Origin of the sequence: Thiofilum sp., assembly GCF_016711335.1 — a bacterium.
Classification (GTDB): Bacteria; Pseudomonadota; Gammaproteobacteria; order Thiotrichales; family Thiotrichaceae; genus Thiofilum.
Genome location: NZ_JADJTF010000001.1, coordinates 2,384,167 through 2,406,904, shown reverse-complemented (window position 1 = coordinate 2,406,904; position 22,738 = coordinate 2,384,167). Strand labels below are relative to the sequence as shown.

The window sequence follows — 22,738 nt, the reverse complement described above, 5'->3', positions numbered from 1 at the left end:
TGAGCATTAAAGACTATGCAGGAGTTATACCAATCAAGCTAATTTATTCGCTAGGCGATGACGCTTAAAGTTTTCAGCCTGCTCAAAAATCTCTTTATACACCTCATCTCGATCTACTGGAGGATAGCCATATTGATGCAGCAACATGATCAAATCGACCTTGAGCTCGGCTTTAATATCTTCGCGCTCACTCCAGTCAACGTACTTGGCTTTATCATCCACTACGATTTTTACGGCTTGCGCCAGTGGTAATAACTGGTCATCTGGATAAGTAAAACCCAAGTTGCGCGAGTGAGCTAGGGAAAAATCCATGAGGATCGTTTAAAGTCTATCGACGAAAACAAACCCTTTAAACGAGAACTCCCCATGGAATATATCCCTCAGAGGTTGAGCAAAAGTCGCTTTAACCGGCGCGTGCATCAGTTATCCGAAGTGATAAGGCAGTTATTTCAATGCCTAGGGCGGTATTGGCGCGACCTTAACGACTCGGATCTTTATGTGGTGGATAGTTTCCCGATCGCGGTGTGTGACAATATGATGTTAAAGCCTTAAAACAGTTTGATTTAGACTTACCGAAAGGGTCTGAAATTCTGGGAGATAAAGCCTACAATGACTATGCGTTTGAAGACGAATGGGCAGAGGTTCAGCTCACGTTATCCCCCTTAAGAAAGGCTAACTCGAAGCGTCCCGTCCCTACTTACGTGACCTATTGGCGGCAGCTTAAACGTAAGGTGGTGGAAACCACCGGAAGCTTGTTGGAGCAGCTCATGCCTAAGCACCTGCACACGGTGACTGCCCATGGTTTTCAGCTTAAGCTCATGAGTTTTCTGTTAGCCCTGAGCTTTAAGTTTCTGCTCTCATGAGCTCGCGCAACTTGAGTTATTAATAGTGATACAAGCCCCAGACTCATTGAGCGTTTGGGTGCTTACAATGTGCCCTGCGTATTAAAGGTTAGCAATGGTTGTCGAGAAGGTATTTTTCACAAGGACAGCGATCCCAACTACTTACGCAAATGGCTAGAATTTGATTTAGGCCGCAACTCTCATGAAAGCGGTGACTTGAGATACGTTAGATATTGACTTTAAGAGGCCCTAATCTAGGCTAGTGGCTTTATTTGAACAACAACTGACTTAGATTTAATTAGCCAGATAACCTTCTGAGTTATCTGGCTTTTTTATATCTAAACCTTAGGCTACTAACTCCAAGGCATTATTCAAGGTTGAACTAGGACGCATGACTGCACTGGTTTTCGCTGGATCAACTGCATAATAGCCGCCTAAATCCACCGCCTGACCTTGTACCCCATTTAATTCCGCCACTATTTGAGCTTCGTGTTCGGACAAGGTTTTCGCTAACGGTGCAAACTTAGCGGCTAACTCAGCATATTCTGTCTGCTCCGCTAAAGCTTGTGCCCAATACAGCGCTAAATAGAAATGACTACCGCGATTATCTAACTCACCGACTTTACGGGCAGGTGATTTATTATTATCAAGTAATTTTTCAGTAGCACGATCTAAGGTATCAGCTAACACTTGGGCTTTTTGATTGCCTGTTTTTTGGGCGACATCTTCAATAGAGACGGTTAGCGCTAAAAACTCACCTAAAGAATCCCAACGCAGATAGTTTTCCTTCACTAATTGTTGCACATGCTTAGGCGCTGATCCACCCGCACCCGTTTCAAATAAGCCACCGCCTGCCATTAATGGGACTATCGAGAGCATTTTAGCGCTCGTACCCAACTCTAAAATGGGGAACAAATCAGTGAGATAGTCGCGCAGAATATTACCCGTTACTGAAATGGTATCAAAACCACGGAAAGCACGCTCTAAGGTAAAACGCATAGCGCGTAATTGCGACATAATATGAATTTCAACGCCCGTGAGATCATAATCCTCTAAATACCGATTCACCTTTTTAATCAATTCATTTTCATGGGGACGATAAGGGTCTAACCAAAAGACGGCTGGTGTTTTAGATAAGCGGGCGCGTGTTACTGCTAATTTCACCCAGTCTTTTACCGCTGCATCTTTAGTTTGGCACATGCGCCAAATATCGCCTTCCTCGACATTTTGCACCATGAGTACCTTGCCTTGATCATCCACAATACGTGCTTCACCCGCTTCTGGAATCTCAAAGGTTTTATCATGTGAGCCATATTCTTCGGCTTGTTGTGCCATTAGTCCCACATTGGGCACAGTCCCCATAGTACGCGGATCAAATGAGCCATTGGTTTTACAGAAATTAATCACTTCTTGATAAATGCGGGCAAAAGTACTTTCTGGCTGAATGGCTTTGGTATCATGTAATTTGCCATCAGGTCCCCACATTTTACCGCCATCACGAATCATGGCGGGCATAGAGGCATCTACGATGACATCATTAGGGGCATGTAAATTAGTAATCCCTTTATCAGAATCGACCATGGCTAAACGTGGGCGTGCAGCTTCACACGCTTTAATAGCGGCTAGGATTTCATTGCGCTTTTCTTCGGGCAGGCTTTTGATTTTCTCATACACGCTACTCATACCATTATTAGGTTTTACCCCAATCTCTTTAAATAAGTCGCCGTATTGAGCAAATAAGTCTTTGTAAAACACTTTAACCGCATGCCCAAACACAATAGGATGCGACACCTTCATCATGGTGGCTTTCACATGCAAAGAGAACAACATATCGGTTTCTTTAGCATCTTGTAGCTCCGCTTCGTAAAAATCGCATAATGCCTTTTTACTCATAAACATACTGTCAATGATTTCATCTTTGAGAATATGAGTTTTTTCTTTAAATACGATTACGCGCCCATCTTTGGTAACGAAATCCATTTTGACATCACATTCCCGATCCATCGTCAGGGATTTTTCACCGTGATAAAAATCACCGTGGGTCATATGTGACACATGGGTACGCGATGCGTGACTCCATTTGCCCATTTTATGAGGATTATTACGGGCATAGCGCTTAACCGCAGCGGGTGCACGACGGTCTGAGTTGCCTTCACGCAATACCGGATTGACTGCACTACCGAGTACTTTGGCATAACGTTTGATAATGGTTTTTTCTTCATCCGTTTGCGGATTTTCTGGGTATTCAGGAACGTTATAACCCTTAGCCCGCAACTCCTGAATCGCTGCTGTCAATTGCGGCAAAGAAGCACTGATGTTGGGGAGTTTAATAATATTGGTAGTAGGCTCTTGAGTTAACCGACCTAATTCTGCAAGGTTATTCGGAACCTGCTGTTCGGGGGTTAAATAATCAGGAAATTCGGCGAGGATGCGAGCCGCTACCGAAATATCGCTCGTGACCACATCAATGCCAGCCGGTTTAGCAAAGGCTTGAATAATGGGTAAAAACGAGTAGGTAGCGAGTAGCGGCGCTTCATCAGTCAGCGTATAGATAATAGTCGAGTTTGACATTGTTATGTTGCTCCTTGGCGGTTTTATCATAATCCATTATCCCCGTTGGTATCGGTTGCACGGGGATTATTGTGGCAAGAATGTATAGGAATCTATCCCTTCTTGGCTAGAAGAAAATGCTGTAAACCGTGGATGCAAATAGACCTATTGATCTGAGCCAGCTAAAACCCTGCTCAGCGTATTGTTTATAGTCGTTATGGTTACAGAAAAACTGTCGGACATTGGAATTAATACGCCTATTCTAAAGCACTAGACAAGCTCCTCACAAGCTTACACTCCGCGCTTTACAGCACTTTAATAGGAATATAACGCTCAGGCTGAGCACTAGGGATGAGTTTTGGCGCCCAAGCGTGACCAAAAATCACTTCATAGGTAGCAGGCAATTTACCATCGACGCGTCTAAAGCTCTCATACGCTTGATACAGCGCTTGCAAACGTTGTTTACCCATCAAACCCATCGCTCGACCTTGAGTAGCATTATTCGCCCCAATCGCTTTTAAATCTTGCAACAAGCCTTTCACCTCGGCATAAGTGAGTATTTTATCCTCGCGATCCACGACTGGATCACGAAAACCCGCCGCCAATAAAGCGTCCCCGACATCATGCATATCTAAAAAGCGACTCACATGCGGATAACCATCCACCTTAGCCCAACTAGCCCGCAGCTCTTTTAAAGTATCAGGACCAAAAGTGGCAAAGGTGATCAATCCTTCTGGGCGTAACACCCGCGCACACTCTTTAAAAACAGGCACTAAATCATTACACCATTGCAACATGACATTAGAAATCAGCATATCACAGCTCTGATTGGCAAAAGGTAGCGCTTGCACATCCGCACACACCCCCAAAGGCTTACGCCACCAATGTCGGCGCTTGATGGTTTGCAACACCATATTAAAGGCTATATCCACGCCAATAATCTCTGCCTTGGGATAGCGTTTAAGAAGTGCCTCAGCCATCATACCCGTACCACACCCTAGATCGAGTACTCGTTGTGGAGTCAACTTAATCCAGTCCAAACGCTCCAATAACTCTAGCCCCACTTCGCGCTGCAATAATGCCGCTTTATCATAACTGTGTGCAGCACGTTCAAAACCAAGACGAGTTTTACGTTTATCTAGTACATGTGCCTGTGCCTGATTAGTCATAAATAAACGGCTCCACCGCAGCCCAAAATTCTGAAGTATGTGTCACAAAAGGTACATGCGAGGCATGGGGCAAAACCATTACCTCATACCCTTGTTGCTCTAATACTTCCGCTACTTGAATCGGTACTAACTTATCCAAGCGTCCTAAAATCCAGCGACTCGGTACAGGTAAACGTCGTGTAGAAAAATCCACCGAGCGCAATAACTCTAAACCCTGATGCAGAGCGGGTAAGCGTGCGGGATATTGCAAAATCGCATCGCGCAATTGATTGAGATCAGCAGGATGATGCCGTGTGCCCATAAATTGTAAGGCAAAAAAGCGCTTTACTGTGGCTTCATAATGCGTCTCTAAATTAGTGGCGAACTGCTCTAGGATTTCTGGCGCAAGTGCATACGGCCAAGTAGGTTTTTGCACAAAGCACGGCGTGCTACCAATCAGCAATAAACGCGCCACTTTATCGGGCAAAGCATACGCAAGAGCTTGCGCGACCAACCCACCTAATGACCAGCCTATAATGCAAGTATTAGTTTGCACTAGCGGTTCGAGCACTTGCACTAATTGCTCTAGTGTACCTAATGTTTGTGCTTCACTTTGTCCATGTCCGGGCAAATCGACCCATGTGACTTGAGCGTGTTGAGTTAACTGCGCTCGAATCGGTTGCCATGCGGCTTGATTCATTCCCCAACCATGCAAAACCAAGATAGGACGCCCCTGCCCTTCGGTTACACTATAGACACTCTTCATACTGACTAAGGCTTGGCTCACTCTGGCTCCTTACAAAAGCTGCGACACTTAACCAAAATCCTGCTAAGTTAAGCGCCAATTGATTAAGGGGAGCTATTGTAATGTATCCAGAACTATCTAGCCTAATGCCGTGGTTAATTGTGATCGCTGGCTATCTATTAGGCTCCATCTCAGCCGCAATTATTACCGCCAAAGCAATGAACTTACCCGACCCACGCTCTACGGGCTCTAAAAACCCCGGAGCTACTAATATGCTCAGAATTGGGGGTAAAAAGGCTGCCATTATTACCTTACTAGGCGATGGCTTAAAAGGTTTCATCCCGGTTTTTGTAGCACACTACGTCCTAGGCTATAGCTATGAATGGCAAGTATTAATAGGGTTAGCCGCCTTTTTAGGGCATTTATATCCCGTTTTTTATGGTTTTGAAGGCGGTAAAGGGGTGGCGACTGCTATTGGGGTTTATCTAGCCCTCAATTTCCCAGCGGCGATGATCACGATTGCTACTTGGCTCATTATGGCTCGTGTCTTTAAGTACTCCTCACTAGCCGCTTTAACCGCTACCCTACTCGCCCCTCTTTATTTTTACCTCATGACCCAAAACGGCGGGGTATTCATAGGCTTATTAGTAATGACTGCTTTTATCTATTATCGCCATAAAAGCAATATTCAAAATTTATTGAACGGTACAGAAAAGAAACTAGGCAGTCGTTAACCATTGATCGAGCTGATGCACCATCAGCTCCTAGCAAAACCTCCGCCTATCTTTTTAGCCTTGCCATTTACCCTACTGAATCAGCACTTCTTTGCTGGGCGTCTTATAGTTGAGTTTATGAACTCACAATAAGGAGCCAACTTAAATGACCAATATTTCCTCCAGCAATAATCGCGCTGGAAATACCCTATTACCGCGTGCTTCATTAGGCGACCAGACCAGCAACGTGCGCCGTGCTAGCCAGCAATTAAATTGGATGAATAATCCCTTTACTCCTAATAAAGCCACTTATATCGATCTAGCGTCTTTGATTCGCCAAATTTTAATGCAGCTAGTTAAAAGCTTTCCTGCACCTAATCCAGCGCCCGCGCCTGCACCTATTGCGCAACCTGTGTATGGCGTTATTCAGCCGCCCGATATTCAACCCGTATATGGGGTGGTATTGCCACCGGATGGTATGGTGCAACCCGTGTATGGCGTCATTCAGCCTGATCCGATTGATAATAATCCGCCGATTCAAGCAGTATATGGAGCCATTCAGTTATATGGTCTAGACAAGCCATAGAAGCTTCAGCTTAGGGTAGTTAACATCATTACATTCAATTGAGTCCCACGATAAGAGGAACCTTGGCTATGTCACAAGCTACTTCAGCAGCTCCTAATTTTAGTTCGCGGCGTAAAAGTTATGCCGTCTGGGAGACGACGCTCAAATGCAATTTAGCCTGTACTCATTGCGGCTCACGGGCAGGTGAAGCACGCGTCAATGAGTTATCTAGGGCTGAAGCTTTTGATTTAGTGCGTCAAATGGCGGAGGTAGGTATCACCGAAGTAACCATGATTGGTGGAGAGGCATTCTTGCGCTCTGATTGGTTAGATATAGCCGAGGAAATCACCCGCCAAGGTATGATCTGTTCTATGACTACTGGGGGTTATGGTATCAATCGCACTACCGCACAACGTATGAAAGATGCAGGGATTAATCAAATCTCGGTATCGGTCGATGGTATGCGTCAAACCCATGATAAGTTACGCGGTAAAATAGGCTCTTGGCGCTATGCGTTTGAAACAATGGAGCATTTAAATGCAGTGGGACTGTATTTTGGTGCTAATACCCAAGTCAATCGCCTCTCCGCCCCAGAGTTTCCTCTACTCTATCAAGCGCTTGTCGACGCTGGCGCTAAAGCGTGGCAAATCCAAATGACCGTGCCTATGGGGAATGCAGCCGATAATTCCGACATATTGATGCAGCCCCATGAGCTACTCATTTTTCATCCTCTACTCGCTCATTTGGCTAAACGTGGTTATCAACAAGGCTTTTATGTGCAACCCGGTAACAACTACGGCTATTATGGTCCTTATGATCGCATGCTGAGAGGCTTTGGGCGCGAAACGGAGTTTAGCTTTTGGCGTGGTTGCTATGCAGGCTTAAGCACCATTGGCATTGAAGCCGATGGAACCATCAAAGGCTGCCCTTCCCTACCGACAGCGGCGTATTCAGGTGGTTCTATCCGAGATGCATCCTTAGTTGAAATCCTGACTGAGCGCGATGAATTAACCTTTAATCTCAAAGCGGGTACAGCAGCAGGTACTGAGCACTTATGGGGATTTTGTAAGACTTGTGATTTTGCCGCACTCTGTCGGGGAGCGTGTAACTGGACGGCGCATGTATTTTTTGATCGACGTGGTAATAACCCCTATTGCCACCATCGAGCTTTAGTCAATGCCTCAAATAATGTACGCGAGACCGTTATGATTCGACGCAAAGCTAATGGCTTACCTTTTGATAACGGCGTATTTGATTTAACTACTTCAGACTTTGATGCGCCTTTAGCGGTTGACCCATTGAGCTTTAGCGTGGATAAAATTCAATGGCCTGAGGCTTGGTTACAAGCTAACCCACATTTAAGCACCGAACTCAGCCAAGAAGTGCAACGGAATATCGAAACCATGCGCCAAGCCCAACAAAGACCTAAATCGACTACTCAGGCTGTCAAAGTATAATGATATAGTGGGTAAAGGATTAAGATTTTTAATCCTTTACTAGGTCGCTGCTATGATTTGCTAATAGTTCGGCTCTAATGAGTTCTTCGCACTGAGTCGCTACCTCTTTACGATTTAAGCCTGCTGTAGCTATCGGAGGCAAAAATTGAATATGGGCTTTAAAACGCGGTAGGCCAGTCACACGCCATAAATTTATTAATAAGTTTTGCTGCCCCACATAAGGTACAGACTCTAAAGCTGCCCCTTGTTGATCGGTGTAGCGTAATACCACAGGCTGCACAGGGGTTTCAGTATCTAAGGCGGGTGCAAAAATACGCGCAAAAAAGTGTTTGACATTTTTACCGTCGGTCGTTGTGCCCTCTGGAAATAAGGCGACTCTATCCCCTTGTAATAAAGCTTGGCGCACTGCTTCGGCGGCTGTTTCGCCAGACTGTCCACGATCTATATATAAAGTCCCCGCCTGAGTAGCTAACCAGCCAACAATAGGCCATTTTTTCACTTCAATTTTAGATAAAAAGCGCGGGACACCCACGCCCCCTACTACCCCAATATCTAACCATGACACATGATTAGCCACCCATAACACGCGCTGTAACAAGGGTTCACCACTGATTATCACTTCCGCACCCGTAATAGAAGCTAAGCGTTTGAGCCACCATTGTTTAGCTCGCTTAAACACGTCATGTTGATAGGTTTTGCGCAAAATACCTGTTAAAACAAGAGCGAGTACCACCCCTATTAGTAAATGGATGAATAAAGCGCTTAAGCGCCAAAGACGACGGATAATAGGCATAAGGCAATTCATTTCTTTTTAAAGCTCGTCATTATGAGTGTGCGCTATTGAGGCGGCAAACGCTTTTTTGTGTTTATTACTCCATCACCGCCTTGAGTAATACCTCCTAACCTTGTCATACAATTGTCATATTTAATCCTTAGACTAGCGACATCTTAACTTCGGACTCGATGGAGACTTCCGCATGAAATCATTAACATGGCTCGTGGCAGCTAGTTTATTAATGGGTTTTGGTGCTGCACAAGCGCGTGACAATATTGAGATCGTTGGTTCATCCACCGTTTTCCCGTTCTCTACATCAGTCGCTGAGAACTATGCTAAGAAAACGGGCAATCCCGCGCCTAAAGTTGAAGCTACTGGCACTGGGGGCGGTATGAAGCTATTTTGTTCGGGTGTAGGTGTGGCTACTCCAGACATTACTAATGCTTCGCGTCGCATTAAAGACTCTGAATTAGAAATGTGTAAAAAGAATGGCGTAAACGCGGTTGAAGTTAAAGTCGGTTATGACGGCATTGCTATTGCGAACGCTAAGGATGCAGGTGGCTTTGACCTGAGCCGTAAAGAACTCTTTATGGCATTAGCTAAAGACGTGCCACAAGAAGATGGTACAACCGCTGCTAATAAATTCACCACTTGGAAGCAAATCAACGCCAACCTACCTGATACTAAAATCGAAGTACTAGGTCCACCACCTACCTCCGGTACGCGTGATGCTTTCGTTGAGATGGTGATGCATGAAGGCTGCAAAAGCTTTGATTGGGTCAAAAAACTAGAAAAAGATGATAACGCTAAATTCAAAGCCATTTGTGAAGGTATACGCGAAGACGGACATTATGTTGAAGCCGGCGAAAACGACAACTTAATCGTACAAAAGCTTAATGCTAATCCAAATGCACTAGGTATTTTCGGTTTTAGCTTCCTTGATCAAAATAGCGAGAAAGTGAAGGGTGCGAAAATTGATGGTGTAGACATTTCCTTTGAATCTATCGCAGCAGGTAAATACCCTGTTTCACGTCCTTTATACATGTATGTGAAAAAAGAGCATGTGGGCACTATCAAAGGTCTGGAAGACTTTGTAGCTGAGTTTACCAGCGATGCTGCTTGGGGTGATGAGGGTTATCTAGCCGATAAAGGCATGATTCCTATGCCTGCTGAAGAACGCGCTAAATTTGCCGCTGACGGTAAAGCGATGACTGCTTTAACCGGTTTATAAGACGCCTAGTCAGTGTCTGCCCCTTGTGTCTCTAACTGGCAACCTCCCTAGTTGGCTTACAGAGCGAGCATGCACTGATTAAAACGTCATTATAAAAATAGTCTAATAGTCCAATGGACTGGATATTATGTGATTCAGCAGGGTGGTGTATAACCATCCTGCTTTTTTAGTTTTAAGTACCTTCTATTATTGATCGGTGACTGAATGAATACAGCCAATATTTTATTGATCTTGCTGTTATTAGTGGGTTTTAGTTATGTCATCGGGCGTAAGCGCTCCCTCGCCTTAGCTAAACCCAATCCCCAACGCAAGGGCAGTAATTTACACTCCCTACCCGGCTATTATGGTCATTTGGTGGCTATTTGGTGCGGCATACCTGCCTTAGTAATTTTATTACTTTGGAACACTTTTAATACCCCTATCGCTACCAGTTTAGTAAGCAACAGTTTACCCGTTGAAATTCAAAGCCAATCCACTGAACAAATTGGATTGTTTATGAATCGCATTCAAAGTGCAGTTAATCAGGGCAATATTAATGAGCTGACCGACCCCACTCAAAAACAAGCGGCGGAGTATTACCAAAGTATTCTCAATATTAGCAATATGGCTAAAACGGTTCTGGTGTTAGTATTAGCTATACTCGGAATATTTTATGGCTTACGCCTCATTAAGCCTGAGTTACGCGCACGTAATCGGGTAGAAAAAGTCGCAACGTTTTTCATGGCATCGTGTGCCTCTATTGCGATTTTAACTACAGCGGGTATTGTGTTTTCGGTACTCTTTGAATCGATACGCTTTTTCAGTGATGTATCGATACTGGACTTTTTATTTGGCACGCATTGGAGTCCGCAAACGGCATTACGTGCTGATCAGGTAGGTAGTTCCGGTAGTTTTGGTTTTATACCCCTATTAGTGGGAACCTTATTAATTTCAGCTATTGCTTTGTTAGTCGCTGTCCCTTTGGGCTTAATGTCCGCTATCTATTTATCTGAATATGCCTCTAAGCCCGTGCGTAATATTGCTAAACCCGCTCTTGAGGTCTTAGCCGGTATTCCTACTGTGGTTTATGGATTCTTTGCCGCACTAACGGTTGCACCTTTTATTCGTGATACGGGTGAAGCATTAGGCTTAAGCGTTGCCTCTGAAAGTGCACTCGCAGCCGGTATTGTTATGGGTATTATGATTATCCCGTTTATGTCATCGCTTTCGGATGATGTGATTAATGCCGTACCGCAAGCGATGCGCGATGGTTCTTATGGTATGGGTGCGACTAAATCGGAAACCATTAAACAAGTGATTATTCCCGCCGCTCTGCCGGGGATTGTGGGCGCATTTTTATTAGCGGCCTCGCGTGCCATTGGTGAAACTATGATTGTGGTAATGGCAGCAGGTATGTCGGCCAATCTCACTATTAATCCTTTGGAAGCCGTGACTACCGTAACAGTCCAAATTGTTGCCCTACTCACCGGTGACCAAGAATTTGATAGCACTAAAACCTTAGCTGCCTTTGCCCTAGGTTTAACGCTGTTCTTAATGACCCTAGTATTGAATGTGATTGCCTTGCACATTGTACGCAAATATCGTGAGCAATATGACTAATATCACTACCCCCACTGTGAGTGCAACCACTGAAAAAGTTAAAGTGAGCTTGCAAAAACGCTATAGCCGTGAAAAACGTTTTCGTTGGTACGGTGTAGCTTCTATTGTGATCAGCTTATTATTCTTAGTAATTTTACTAGCTGATATTACCTATAAAGCGCTTCCTGCTTTTACCCATCATTATATTCAACTGAATATTGAGTTTAATGCTGAAAAACTGGGTGTGACTGCACAATCTACGCCTGAAGAGTTACGCCGTGCGGATTATAGCGTGTTAGTGAATGATGCTTTAGCACAACAATTCCCTAATGTGAATGGACGTAATGAAAAACGTGCCTTAAAAAATATTATTAGTTCTAATGCACCCTATCGTTTACAAGCAATGGTATTAGAAAATCCCAACCTTCTTGGTACTAAGCAAGCGATATGGTTTTTGAGTAATGATGACAGTGATGTTTATTACAAAGAAGGCAATGACCGTTTAAAGCCTTATGAAACGCAATGGCTGGATGAGTTAAAAGCCAAAGGTCAAGTAGATAACCGTTTTAATAGTGTTTTATTTACTAATGGTGATTCGCGTGAACCTGAACAAGCCGGTATTTTAAGTGCCTTAGTCGGTTCTTTATATACTATGTTGATTACTTTAGCCCTCTCTTTCCCGATTGGCGTAGCGGCAGCGGTGTATTTGGAAGAGTTCGCTCCGAAAAATAATTTTTGGGTGGATTTAGTTGAAGTTAATATTAATAATCTTGCTGCTGTCCCTTCCATTGTGTTTGGTTTATTAGGTTTAGCGGTGTTTATTCAGTTTTTTGGCGTACCGCGCTCTACCCCTTTGGTGGGTGGACTGGTGCTGAGCTTAATGACGCTACCCACTATTATTATTGCTAGCCGTGCAGCCATTAAGGCTGTGCCACCCTCAATACGTGAAGCGGCATTTGGCTTAGGGGCCTCCAAGGTACAAACGGTCTTTCACCATGTTGTACCGTTGGCTATGCCTGGTATTTTAACGGGAACCATTATTGGAATGGCACAAGCACTAGGGGAAACCGCTCCTCTGCTCATGATCGGCATGGTAGCGTTCATTATTGATGTCCCTGCTTCCATTACTGATCCTGCCGCAGCTTTACCGGTGCAGATTTACTTGTGGTCAGACAGCCCCGAACGTGCCTTTACAGCTAAAACCTCAGCAGCTATTTTGATCTTGCTGGGCTTTTTAGTCATTATGAATTTATTAGCGGTATTATTAAGAAAACGCTTTGAGAGACGTTGGTGATCCTATGAGTGCTATTACGAGTTCAAACCCTATGCTAGATGCTACTACCCGTGCCGAAAACCGCGATGAGTTCTCTGCTGCTATTACTCATACAGTAGGTAAACCTTTATTAGACAATGCTAAGTTTAAAACGCGGGCAGTGAATGTGTTTTACGCCGGAGCTAAGCAAGCCATTTTTGATGTCGATTTAGATATTGGACGCAATGAAGTGATTGCCATGATTGGCCCTTCAGGCTGTGGTAAATCCACGTATCTACGCTGTCTCAATCGCATGAACGACACTATTCAAGATGCTAAGGTCACTGGGCAACTACTCTTAGATGGTATGGACATCTATAGTAAAGACCTAGATCCCGTGCTGTTGCGTGCACGCGTAGGTATGGTATTCCAAAAGCCGAATCCTTTTCCTAAATCTATTTATGACAATGTGGCTTATGGTCCACGCTTACATGGGCTAGCTGCCAATCGAGCTGAACTAGATGATATTGTGGAAGATAGCCTGAAAAAAGCGGGGTTGTTTAATGAGGTAAAAGATCGCCTCTCCTCACCTGGAACAGGTTTATCAGGTGGGCAGCAGCAACGCTTATGTATCGCCCGTACTATTGCCGTGAGTCCAGAAGTGATTCTGATGGATGAGCCTACCTCGGCACTAGACCCGATTGCCACGGCTACTATTGAAGAGTTGATTGAGGAGTTACGTCAATCGTTCACGATTTGTATCGTGACTCACTCGATGCAACAAGCGGCACGTATTTCACAACGTACTGCTTATTTCCACTTAGGCAAATTAGTCGAGGTGAATGATACTAATACCGTGTTTACTAATCCTGAGCATCAATTAACAGAAAATTATATTACCGGACGCTTCGGTTAATATGGGGGTATCTGCATGGAGATTACACAACATACCTCTCACACCTATAACCAAGAATTGGAAGTAGTACGTACCCACGTACTACAAATGGGTGGTTTGGTAGAAGAGCAGCTCAGTAATGCTGTCAAAGCATTACTGGAAAAAGATAGCGAGTTAGGCGCTGAAGTAGCACGTAATGACTATAAGGTTAACAAACTGGAAGTGGCTATTGATGAAGAATGTGCGCGTATTATCGCTCGCCGCCAACCTGCTGCGGTCGATTTACGTTTAATCCTGACGATTATTAAATCCATTACCGATTTAGAGCGCATTGGTGATGAGGCTGAAAAAATCGGTCGTTATGCGGCTGAAGCCTCAGAACAACTCGATACTAATTTAACGCTCGCTTTACGTCATTTGTGTGAGCACGTCAAACTCATGTTGCGCGATACTCTAGATGCGTTTGCACGAGTAGATGCTACCCGCGCCATGCAAGTGGCTGAGACAGATTTAGAGATTGACCGCGAGTTTGAGGCTATCTACCGTCAATTGATTACCATGATGATGGAAGATCCGCGCAATATTAAGCACAGTCTGAATGTGGTGTGGTGTGCGCGTGCTCTAGAGCGCATCGGTGATCATTGCTGTAATGTGTGTGAGTATGTGATTTATCTGGTCAATGGTAAAGATATTCGCCACACCAGCAAAGAGGAAGTAAAAGCGGTACTCGCTAATGCCCCAGTGAAAAAATTGAATTAATACTCTGTACCTTAAAATAAGGCTTATCAGAGCTTTGGAGCCTTATACAGCTAGGGGCAAACACCTAGATTTGCCCCTACGTTTTGGTGCTTAAACGAGGTGAAATTAGCTAAACATGCCTTTGAGCATAAAGAAAAACAAAATCGACAGAATGGCACCCATTGGCAAAGTCACCATCCATGACAGTAAAATACCGCCCATTACCCTAAGATCAATCGCCGCAATGCCTCGTGCAATGCCTACCCCTAATACCGCCCCCACTAATGTATGAGTCGTTGAAATCGGAATGCCCGTATACGATGCCATCACTACGGTTAAAGCGGTACCAAACTCAGCAGAAAAACCACGAGTAGGTGTTAATTCAGTAATTTCAGTCCCTACGGTCGCAATGACTTTATAACCCAAGGTAGCTAAACCAATGACTATGCCTATCGCTCCTAATAATAATACCCATGAGGGTACAGCCGCTTTAGCCTCTACGGCTCCACTGTGTACTGCACTTAGTACCGCTGCCATCGGACCTACTGCATTGGCGACATCATTAGAGCCGTGAGCAAACGCCATAGCCGAGGCCGTAAACACCATCATCACTGCAAAAATTTTCTCCACGTTAGAGTACTGAGAACGTCGCCGTGCGGTAGTACTACTCTCTGAAGTTGAACTAATATTGACTCTATTAATTAATAGATAACCGATTAAAGCGACTATTGTTCCAATCGCTAAAGCGACTGCTAACTCAGCACTATCACTGAAATGAATACCCACGTATTTCAAGCCTTTTTTGATCGTGAGCAGTGATAGAATAAAGCCGACAAAAAATAGGTATAAGGGACCAAAGCGCCGTGCATTCTCCAAGGGGTTGGGGGTATCAATAATAAGTTTTTGAATACTCATAAAAACCACGAAGGCAACAATTCCCGCCAAGACTGGCGAAAAGACCCAACTCATAGCAATCGAGCCTACATTGCCCCAATCCACGGCATGGGTTCCAACCCCTACTGCTGCAAATCCTACGATAGCGCCCACAATCGTATGAGTGGTTGATACTGGCCAGCCTTGTTGAGTCGCTATTAAAAGCCACAATCCAGCCGCTAATAAAGACGCCAGCATTCCCCAAATCACTAGCTCTGGATTACCTGCAAAGGCGTCTTGCTGCACTAGCCCTTTGCGTATGGTCTCAGTGACTTCTGCTCCTGCTAAATAAGCCCCTGCAAATTCAAAAATAGCTGCAATAATCAAAGCTTGTTTAATAGTAATCGCTTTAGAGCCAACCGATGTTGCCATAGCATTAGCCACGTCATTTGCGCCAATACCCCACGCCATAAATAAACCAAAAACAGCGGCTAATAAAATGTAAAGGTTCATACCCTCAAAAATAAAGTCCATGAGAGTACTCCTTAATTGGCTAACATGAGCTGTAAACGACTACCCACGCGCTGCGCATCATCTGCCACATTGCCCATCCAATCGATCAGACGGTAGGTAAACATCACATCCGTAGCACGCATCGAGTCTTCTAGGTCAAACAGTTGATGACGTAACTTGGCCTGCATTTGATCCGTTTCATTTTCGATCTTATCTAATACATGAATCATGTCTTCCACATGCCCCACTTCACGCCCTCTAAAGCCGCTTTCTAGTAAGTCATCTAGCTCATTAATCACTTCTAAAGCTTGCTTTACCGCTTCCGTGCAACGAACGGTGAATTGCAAGAATGGCTCTTGTAGGCTCTCATGTAGTACCATCTTGCGCCCGACGACTAAACCCGCAATATCTTTGGCTAGATTAATAATTTTGTCCTGCATTAGGAGTACATCGAGTAAATCACGCCGATCCATGGGCATGAATAAGCTACGTGGTAGATGATGACGCAATGCTTTTTTCATCACATCTGCGGCATGTTCACTATCTACGATTTTTTGATGCGCACTTGATACGGTGGTTTCATCTTTAGTATTCATGGCTTGGACTAAAGGGACTAGGTGGGTCACGCCCTCATATACACCCGCCATGTGCTCTTGTAGCGGTCGAATGGGGGATTTACCGAACAAACTCGATATATAACTCTTAGCGACCATGATTCAATCTCTCTACAATGGGGGAAGTGGCGCATTATCCGCAACCCATTAGGGAAATAAAAGATTTATGACACTTTTGTTACAAAAAATTAGGTGCACTTTCATACTTTTATTAGTAGACCAACACTTGACGTATCAGACAGGAATCTAGCCTTGAAAAATAGTGTAGTGATTATTGGTGGAGGACCTGCGGGGCTAATGGCGGCAGAGCAAATTTTACAAGCGGGTTTTAAAGTCGACTTATACGATGCTATGCCCACTGTGGGGCGCAAATTTCTATTAGCCGGTATTGGCGGTCTGAATATCACCCACTCGGAACCGTTTGAGACCTTTATAACACGTTATGGTACGAGCCAAGCTCAGCTTACGCCCTTATTACGTGCGTTTGATAACCAAGCATTACGTCAATGGTGTCATGATCTCGGTATTACCACTTTTATCGGCACTTCGGGTCGCGTGTTCCCTCAAGAAATGAAAGCAGCCCCTTTGTTACGTGCTTGGCTGGCACGGCTTAAACGTCAAGGGCTACAGCTACACCCGCGCCATCGCTGGCTAGGCTGGAATGATACTAATGAAATCGTATTGCAAAACCCTGAGCAAATTGTGACTCGCCCTTATGCAGCCTTAGTACTTGCCTTAGGCGGAGCGAGTTGGAAAAAACTAGGTAGTGATGGAGCTTGGTATACTGTACTAGCCGCTAAAGGAGTCAAACTTAGCCCCTTTAAACCCTCTAACTGTGGATTTTTAGTTAATTGGAGCACTTATTTAACAGAACAGTGCGCCGGTCATCCTATTAAAGCAATTACCTTGACCTTCACTGACTTTCAGGGGCAGATAGAAACGCGCAAAGGTGAGCTAATGCTAACGGAGCGTGGGGTTGAGGGAAGCTTGATGTATGCTTTTTCCGCTCGAATCCGTGATGCTATAGAGGCTTATGGTAAAGCTACCTTTTATCTTGATCTGTGTCCCGACTACACTGAGAGCCAATTACTCAAGATCTTACAAGCCAAACCCCACACTAAGACATGGGGAGCCTATTTTAAAAGCAAGCTCAGACTAGATCGTGCTAAAACAGCACTAATCTTTGAGTCTTTACCCAAAGAGGCTAGCACACCATTGATCTGCCAATGGCTTAAGCATTGCCCTGTTACTACTCATGCCACTACACCACTAGATGAGGCGATTAGTACGGCTGGTGGTATCTGTTGGGATGCTTTAGATGAGCATTTGCAACTCAAAGTATTACCGCAAGTCTTTTGTGTAGGCGAGATGTTAGATTGGGAAGCAGCCACTGGCGGGTATTTACTGAATGCCTGTTTAGCAAGCGGCAAAGCGGGGGGATTGGGGGTAGTTAAATACTTAAAGGATAAAATTTAATTTTTATAAAAACAGTATTTGAGATCAAGTTTGGTAGGCATAATTGGACTCGAACCAACGACCCCCACCATGTCAAGGTGGTGCTCTAACCAACTGAGCTATATGCCTGTAAACTGAAGAGGTAATTATTATAACCAGAATTTATTTTTTCGCAAGCTATGATCCAAAAAAACGTAAAATGCTACCAACGAGCGATTTCTAGCTGGAATTTTTAGCTCTCATGCACTATCCTTTCGGGCATGTAGAGCTAAGCTATGTTTTATCTATAACCTTAATTTATACTTAAATTATTGACTAAATGATGATGAGCATTCTATCTAAGCTTAATTAATATCAAAGACTAAATCTTCAGTAAATCCTTTGATGATCACTATATAATATAATCTCCATTAATTTTTTCCATTGACCCACACTATATACTCGCCTAGTACTTGGAATGACACAGTAGGGCGGTAGCGTATCTAAATTACTTAAAATTAATCACTATTATGAAAATTGCAGTTGCCGGAACTGGTTATGTAGGGCTGTCTAATGCTATGTTACTCGCGCCCTTTCACGAGGTCGTAGCCTTAGACATTGTTGAATCTAAAGTTCAACAACTTAATCAGGGCATTAGCCCTATTGTTGATACAGAGATTGAAGCTTATCTTAAACGTACAGACCTTAACTTTCGTGCAACCCTCGATAAAGTAGATGCGTATACCAATGCTGATTTCGTGATTATAGCCACTCCCACCGATTACGACCCTCAAACTCATTACTTTAATACCCGCTCAGTTGAGGCTGTGATTCAAGATGTAATGACCATCAATCCACAAGCCGTCATGATCATTAAGTCGACTATTCCGGTAGGTTATACGGAGCAGATTAAAAAGCAGACGGGTAGCCCCAATATTATTTTCTCGCCTGAATTTTTACGCGAGGGTCGAGCGCTCTATGACAATCTTCACCCCTCGCGTATTGTGGTGGGTGAACGCTCAGAGCGGGCGCAACTGTTCGCCAAGTTGCTGCAACAAGGGGCTATTAAGAAAGATATTCCAGTACTACTCACAGACGCTACCGAAGCTGAGGCGATTAAATTATTCGCTAATACTTATTTGGCAATGCGAGTAGCTTATTTTAATGAGTTAGATACTTATGCTGCGACACATAGCTTAAATAGTAAGCAAATTATTGAGGGTGTCAGTTTAGATCCACGCATCGGGAATCATTATAATAACCCCTCGTTTGGCTATGGTGGTTATTGTTTGCCTAAAGATACCAAGCAGTTACTCGCTAACTATAATCAAGTGCCACAGAACTTAATCCGTGCCATTGTAGACTCTAATAGCACACGCAAAGACTTTATTGCTGACAGCATTATTGCTAAAAATCCGCGTGTGGTAGGCATCTATCGTTTGATTATGAAAGCAGGTTCGGATAATTTCCGTGCATCTAGTATTCAAGGGATTATGAAACGCATCAAGGCTAAAGGCATCGATGTGGTGGTTTATGAGCCTGTTCTAGAAGAGGAAACCTTTTTCCGCTCAGCCGTCATTCGTAATTTAGACGCCTTTAAACAGATGAGTGATGTGATTGTCGCTAATCGTATGGTGGATGAGTTACTAGATGTAGCCGATAAGGTTTATACGCGTGATTTGTTTGGAAGTGACTAAACAATGGCATTTGCAACGTTAATTCTACGCTGATACGCTCAGTATTCACTACATTCGAGCAGGTGATAAGTATGGCACAGGCGCTAAAATATGACTTTGTTTCACTGGAAGACTATCTTTTAGGTGAGCATGATGTTGACATGCGCAGTGAGTATGTAGCGGGGCGTATCTATGCTATGGCAGGTGCAAGTAGAACGCATAATACTATTGCTAGCTCGTTTCATGCTTTGATCGAAACACATCTGAGAGAAGAGTGTCGGGTGTGGCAGTCTGATATGAAGACAGTGGCTCAGCAAAAAGGTGAGTATTTTGCTTATTACCCTGACATTATGGCAACTTGTTCTATTCGGGATGAGGATGAGTATATTTGTACCAACCCAACCCTAATTGTAGAAATATTATCGGACAGTACTGAACGCACTGACCTGAAAGAAAAGTTTGATAATTATACGACTATTCCTAGTTTGCTGGAATATGTGGTGGTATCGCAAGATGTACCTCTAGTGCGTTTGTGGCGGCGACGTACTTCATGGGAGCTTGAGCGGTATCGGACTGATGATACGTTTCGTTTAGAGTCGGTCGAGTTAGATGTGCCTGTGCAGTATATTTATCGGCGGGTGCGTAAGGAAGTGGGCTTGGATGTGGCAAGGTAATATATACAATATTTTGCCTGATATAAAATCCTATAATTGTTTAAGTCTACAATTTATCCTTACTGGCCTTTCTAGCTTATTTTATCTTTAAAAATATCGTAAACTCATGAAAACTATTGAAGAATCAACCCTTGCTATCATTGGTTTAGGCTATGTTGGTCTGCCCCTAGCGGTCGAGTTTGGCAAAATCCTCCCCACCATCGGCTTTGACATCAATAAAGCACGTATAGAGGAACTCAAAGGGGGTAATGATCACACGCTAGAAACGACGCCCGAAGCAATACAAGCAGCTAAGCACCTACACTATACGACCCAATTAGATGATTTACGGGATGCAAATATCTTTATTGTCACCGTACCCACCCCGATTGATGAACATAAACGTCCTGATTTAATGCCTCTCATCAAAGCTAGCGAAAGTATAGGAAAGGTTATTAAAAGGGGTGATGTAGTCATTTATGAATCTACCGTATATCCGGGGGCTACCGAAGAAGATTGTATTCCTGTGATTGAGCGCGTATCAGGCTTGCAGTTTAACGTAGATTTTTTCGCAGGCTACTCTCCCGAACGTATTAATCCCGGTGATAAAGTTAATACCTTAACTACTATTAAAAAAGTAACCTCCGGCTCTACTCCTGAGGTCGCCGCCTATGTTAACCAACTTTATCAACAGATTATTAAAGCAGGCACCCACTTAGCACCTAGCATTAAAGTCGCCGAAGCCGCTAAGATCATTGAAAATACCCAACGTGATTTAAATATTTCATTAATGAATGAGTTGAGTATTATTTTCTCACGGATGGGCATAGATACAGTGAGTGTCTTAGAAGCTGCTGGAACCAAGTGGAACTTTTTACCCTTTCGCCCAGGTTTAGTTGGGGGCCATTGTATTGGTGTTGATCCTTATTACCTGACTGATAAAGCAGAAAAACTAGGCTATATTCCCCAAGTGATTCTTGCAGGTCGGCGTATTAATGACAATATGGGTCGCTATGTTGCACGTACTACGGTCAAAAAGATGATTCAAAATGGTGTAAATCCTAACGGTGCACGAGTAGGCGTAATGGGGGTTACGTTCAAGGAAAATTGCCCTGATATACGTAACTCTAAAGTGATTGATATTATTCGCGAACTGGAAGACTTTGGCGTGGTTCCAGTAGTCACTGACCCTTGGGCTAATGCTGAAGAAGTAGCGGCTGAATATTCAGGGGTCAAGCTCACTCAACTTACCCCTCAAGCTCCTGTTGATGCCTTAATTGTTGCTGTAGCGCACCAAGAATTTACTAAACTGAAGCCACAAGAATTGCATGCATTGCTACGGGGTAGTAAACCGGTACTCACTGACATCAAATCTCTATACGATCCTGCTGCTTTGCAGGCACTTCACATTACCGTATGGCGTCTATAACTATGTTCCCTACCATTACTGACCGTAAAATCCGCATAGCTGTTGTAGGTTGCGGGCGTATTGCCAAAAATCATTTTGGCTCTATTGAGCAGCATCAACAAGATCTGGAGCTAGTCGCTGTTTGTGATATTGATCCTACTCAATCAGCTCCTTATGCAGAGCGCTTCGATGTACCCGCGTACCTTCGTATGGAAGACATGTTACAGCGCCACCAACCTGATCTGGTGGCGTTATGTACACCCAGTGGTCTACATCCCGACCAAGCTGTATTAGCTGCCAAATACGGTGTACATGTCATCACTGAAAAGCCGATGGCTACTCGTTGGTCTGATGGGGTACGCATGGTAAAAGCCTGTGATGAGGCAGGCGTTCGGTTATTTGTAGTCAAGCAGAACCGCCGCAATACCACCTTACAATTACTCAAACGCGCCACTGAGGAAAGACGTTTCGGCAAAATTCACATGGTGCATCTCAATGTATTTTGGACGCGTCCTCAATCCTACTATGACCAAGGTAATGGCTGGCGAGGTACATGGGAATTCGATGGCGGTGCATTCATGAATCAAGCTAGCCATTATGTTGATTTATTAGATTGGCTCATAGGTCCAGTAGATAAAGTTCAAGCCATGACCAGCACCACCCGTGATATTGAGGTGGAAGATACGGGCGTATTAAACGTGCGCTGGCGCAATGGGTACTAGGTTCTATGGCAGTTACTATGCTGACTTATCCCAAAAACTTAGAAGGTTCAATCACGATCTTAGGTGATAAAGGCACAGTACGCATTGGTGGAGTTGCGGTTAACGACATTCAGCTATGGCAGTTTGACGAACCACGTGATTATGATGCACACATTCAGAGTGCCAATTATGAAACCACTTCGGTGTATGGCTTTGGGCATCCGCTGTATTACAACAATATAGTAGAGGTAATGCGTGGTCATGCTGAACCTGAGACGGATGGGCGTGAAGGTCTAAAGTCGCTGGAACTATTGATTGCAGCTTATTTGTCGGCACGTGATGGTAAGACTATCTCTTTGCCATTGGAGTTTTAGGTG

At 44.1% G+C, this 22,738-nt stretch carries 19 protein-coding genes, 1 tRNA gene and 1 pseudogene; 13 read left to right on the top strand and 8 right to left on the bottom strand.

Annotated elements, in window-relative coordinates; translation table 11 throughout:
- Positions 1–33: 33 nt before the first annotated feature.
- From IPL34_RS11425 to IPL34_RS11410, 4 genes are all read right to left on the bottom strand, one after another.
- The gene (locus tag IPL34_RS11425) at positions 34–312 is read right to left on the bottom strand and encodes a type I restriction enzyme endonuclease domain-containing protein (RefSeq protein WP_296841580.1); all 279 of its coding nucleotides are present in this window, start codon (positions 310–312) and stop codon (positions 34–36) included.
- An 875-nt stretch (positions 313–1,187) separates the two neighbouring features.
- Positions 1,188–3,413, bottom strand: a complete 2,226-nt coding sequence (locus IPL34_RS11420; RefSeq protein WP_296841579.1) for an NADP-dependent isocitrate dehydrogenase — start codon at positions 3,411–3,413, stop codon at positions 1,188–1,190.
- A 284-nt stretch (positions 3,414–3,697) separates the two neighbouring features.
- Entirely contained in the window at positions 3,698–4,561 is an 864-nt protein-coding gene (gene bioC, locus IPL34_RS11415) for a malonyl-ACP O-methyltransferase BioC (RefSeq protein ID WP_296841578.1), read from the bottom strand.
- Positions 4,554–5,327 (bottom strand): alpha/beta fold hydrolase, encoded by a 774-nt coding sequence (locus IPL34_RS11410; protein WP_296841577.1) that lies wholly within the window; start codon positions 5,325–5,327, stop codon positions 4,554–4,556. The genes bioC and IPL34_RS11410 overlap by 8 nt, the downstream gene beginning before the upstream one ends.
- A gap of 80 nt (positions 5,328–5,407) precedes the next feature.
- On the opposite strand from IPL34_RS11410, the gene plsY reads away from it, so the two are divergent.
- From plsY to IPL34_RS11395, 3 genes are all read left to right on the top strand, one after another.
- Positions 5,408–6,019, top strand: coding sequence for a glycerol-3-phosphate 1-O-acyltransferase PlsY (plsY, locus tag IPL34_RS11405; protein WP_296841576.1), 612 nt, complete (start codon positions 5,408–5,410; stop codon positions 6,017–6,019).
- Positions 6,020–6,164: 145 nt separating this feature from the next.
- Complete coding sequence (locus IPL34_RS11400) at positions 6,165–6,584, top strand: hypothetical protein (protein ID WP_296841575.1); 420 nt, start codon at positions 6,165–6,167, stop codon at positions 6,582–6,584.
- A 68-nt stretch (positions 6,585–6,652) separates the two neighbouring features.
- Positions 6,653–8,020 (top strand): radical SAM protein, encoded by a 1,368-nt coding sequence (locus IPL34_RS11395; RefSeq protein ID WP_296841574.1) that lies wholly within the window; start codon positions 6,653–6,655, stop codon positions 8,018–8,020.
- Between the two features lie 28 nt (positions 8,021–8,048).
- Here IPL34_RS11395 and IPL34_RS11390 read toward each other — a convergent pair whose 3' ends face one another.
- Positions 8,049–8,813 (bottom strand): 1-acyl-sn-glycerol-3-phosphate acyltransferase, encoded by a 765-nt coding sequence (locus tag IPL34_RS11390; RefSeq protein WP_296841573.1) that lies wholly within the window; start codon positions 8,811–8,813, stop codon positions 8,049–8,051.
- Positions 8,814–8,997: 184 nt separating this feature from the next.
- Between IPL34_RS11390 and IPL34_RS11385 the strand changes: the two genes are divergently transcribed.
- The 5 genes from IPL34_RS11385 (at position 8,998) to phoU (ending at position 14,510) form a co-directional block, all read left to right on the top strand.
- Complete coding sequence (locus IPL34_RS11385) at positions 8,998–10,026, top strand: PstS family phosphate ABC transporter substrate-binding protein (RefSeq protein WP_296841572.1); 1,029 nt, start codon at positions 8,998–9,000, stop codon at positions 10,024–10,026.
- Positions 10,027–10,230: 204 nt separating this feature from the next.
- Positions 10,231–11,625: a phosphate ABC transporter permease subunit PstC gene (pstC, locus tag IPL34_RS11380; RefSeq protein WP_296841571.1), complete on the top strand. Its 1,395-nt coding sequence runs from the start codon at positions 10,231–10,233 to the stop codon at positions 11,623–11,625.
- Positions 11,618–12,898, top strand: a complete 1,281-nt coding sequence (gene pstA, locus IPL34_RS11375; RefSeq protein ID WP_296841570.1) for a phosphate ABC transporter permease PstA — start codon at positions 11,618–11,620, stop codon at positions 12,896–12,898. The genes pstC and pstA overlap by 8 nt, the downstream gene beginning before the upstream one ends.
- 31 nt (positions 12,899–12,929) lie before the next feature.
- Positions 12,930–13,772, top strand: coding sequence for a phosphate ABC transporter ATP-binding protein PstB (pstB, locus tag IPL34_RS11370; protein ID WP_296843063.1), 843 nt, complete (start codon positions 12,930–12,932; stop codon positions 13,770–13,772).
- Between the two features lie 15 nt (positions 13,773–13,787).
- Positions 13,788–14,510, top strand: coding sequence for a phosphate signaling complex protein PhoU (phoU, locus tag IPL34_RS11365; protein WP_296841569.1), 723 nt, complete (start codon positions 13,788–13,790; stop codon positions 14,508–14,510).
- A gap of 105 nt (positions 14,511–14,615) precedes the next feature.
- Here the strand turns inward: phoU and IPL34_RS11360 are convergent, their stop codons facing one another.
- Together IPL34_RS11360 and IPL34_RS11355 are read right to left on the bottom strand one after the other, a co-directional pair.
- Positions 14,616–15,896 (bottom strand): inorganic phosphate transporter, encoded by a 1,281-nt coding sequence (locus IPL34_RS11360; protein WP_296841568.1) that lies wholly within the window; start codon positions 15,894–15,896, stop codon positions 14,616–14,618.
- An 11-nt stretch (positions 15,897–15,907) separates the two neighbouring features.
- Positions 15,908–16,588 carry a TIGR00153 family protein gene (locus IPL34_RS11355; RefSeq protein WP_296841567.1) on the bottom strand — a complete coding sequence of 227 codons (681 nt, stop codon included), beginning with the start codon at positions 16,586–16,588 and terminating at the stop codon, positions 15,908–15,910.
- 153 nt (positions 16,589–16,741) lie between these two features.
- Between IPL34_RS11355 and IPL34_RS11350 the strand changes: the two genes are divergently transcribed.
- Complete coding sequence (locus IPL34_RS11350) at positions 16,742–17,965, top strand: TIGR03862 family flavoprotein (protein WP_296841566.1); 1,224 nt, start codon at positions 16,742–16,744, stop codon at positions 17,963–17,965.
- Between the two features lie 31 nt (positions 17,966–17,996).
- Here IPL34_RS11350 and IPL34_RS11345 read toward each other — a convergent pair.
- Positions 17,997–18,073 (bottom strand) — tRNA-Val (locus tag IPL34_RS11345).
- Between the two features lie 380 nt (positions 18,074–18,453).
- Between IPL34_RS11345 and IPL34_RS11340 the strand changes: the two genes are divergently transcribed.
- The 4 genes and pseudogenes from IPL34_RS11340 (at position 18,454) to IPL34_RS11325 (ending at position 22,735) form a co-directional block, all read left to right on the top strand.
- Positions 18,454–19,620, top strand: a complete 1,167-nt coding sequence (locus IPL34_RS11340; protein WP_296841565.1) for a nucleotide sugar dehydrogenase — start codon at positions 18,454–18,456, stop codon at positions 19,618–19,620.
- A gap of 71 nt (positions 19,621–19,691) precedes the next feature.
- Positions 19,692–20,273, top strand: coding sequence for a Uma2 family endonuclease (locus tag IPL34_RS11335; protein WP_296841564.1), 582 nt, complete (start codon positions 19,692–19,694; stop codon positions 20,271–20,273).
- A gap of 106 nt (positions 20,274–20,379) precedes the next feature.
- Positions 20,380–21,681: a nucleotide sugar dehydrogenase gene (locus IPL34_RS11330; protein ID WP_296841563.1), complete on the top strand. Its 1,302-nt coding sequence runs from the start codon at positions 20,380–20,382 to the stop codon at positions 21,679–21,681.
- Positions 21,669–22,735: pseudogene (locus IPL34_RS11325) on the top strand (Gfo/Idh/MocA family oxidoreductase). Before IPL34_RS11330 ends, IPL34_RS11325 begins: the two are co-directional and overlap by 13 nt.
- Positions 22,736–22,738: the final 3 nt, after the last annotated feature.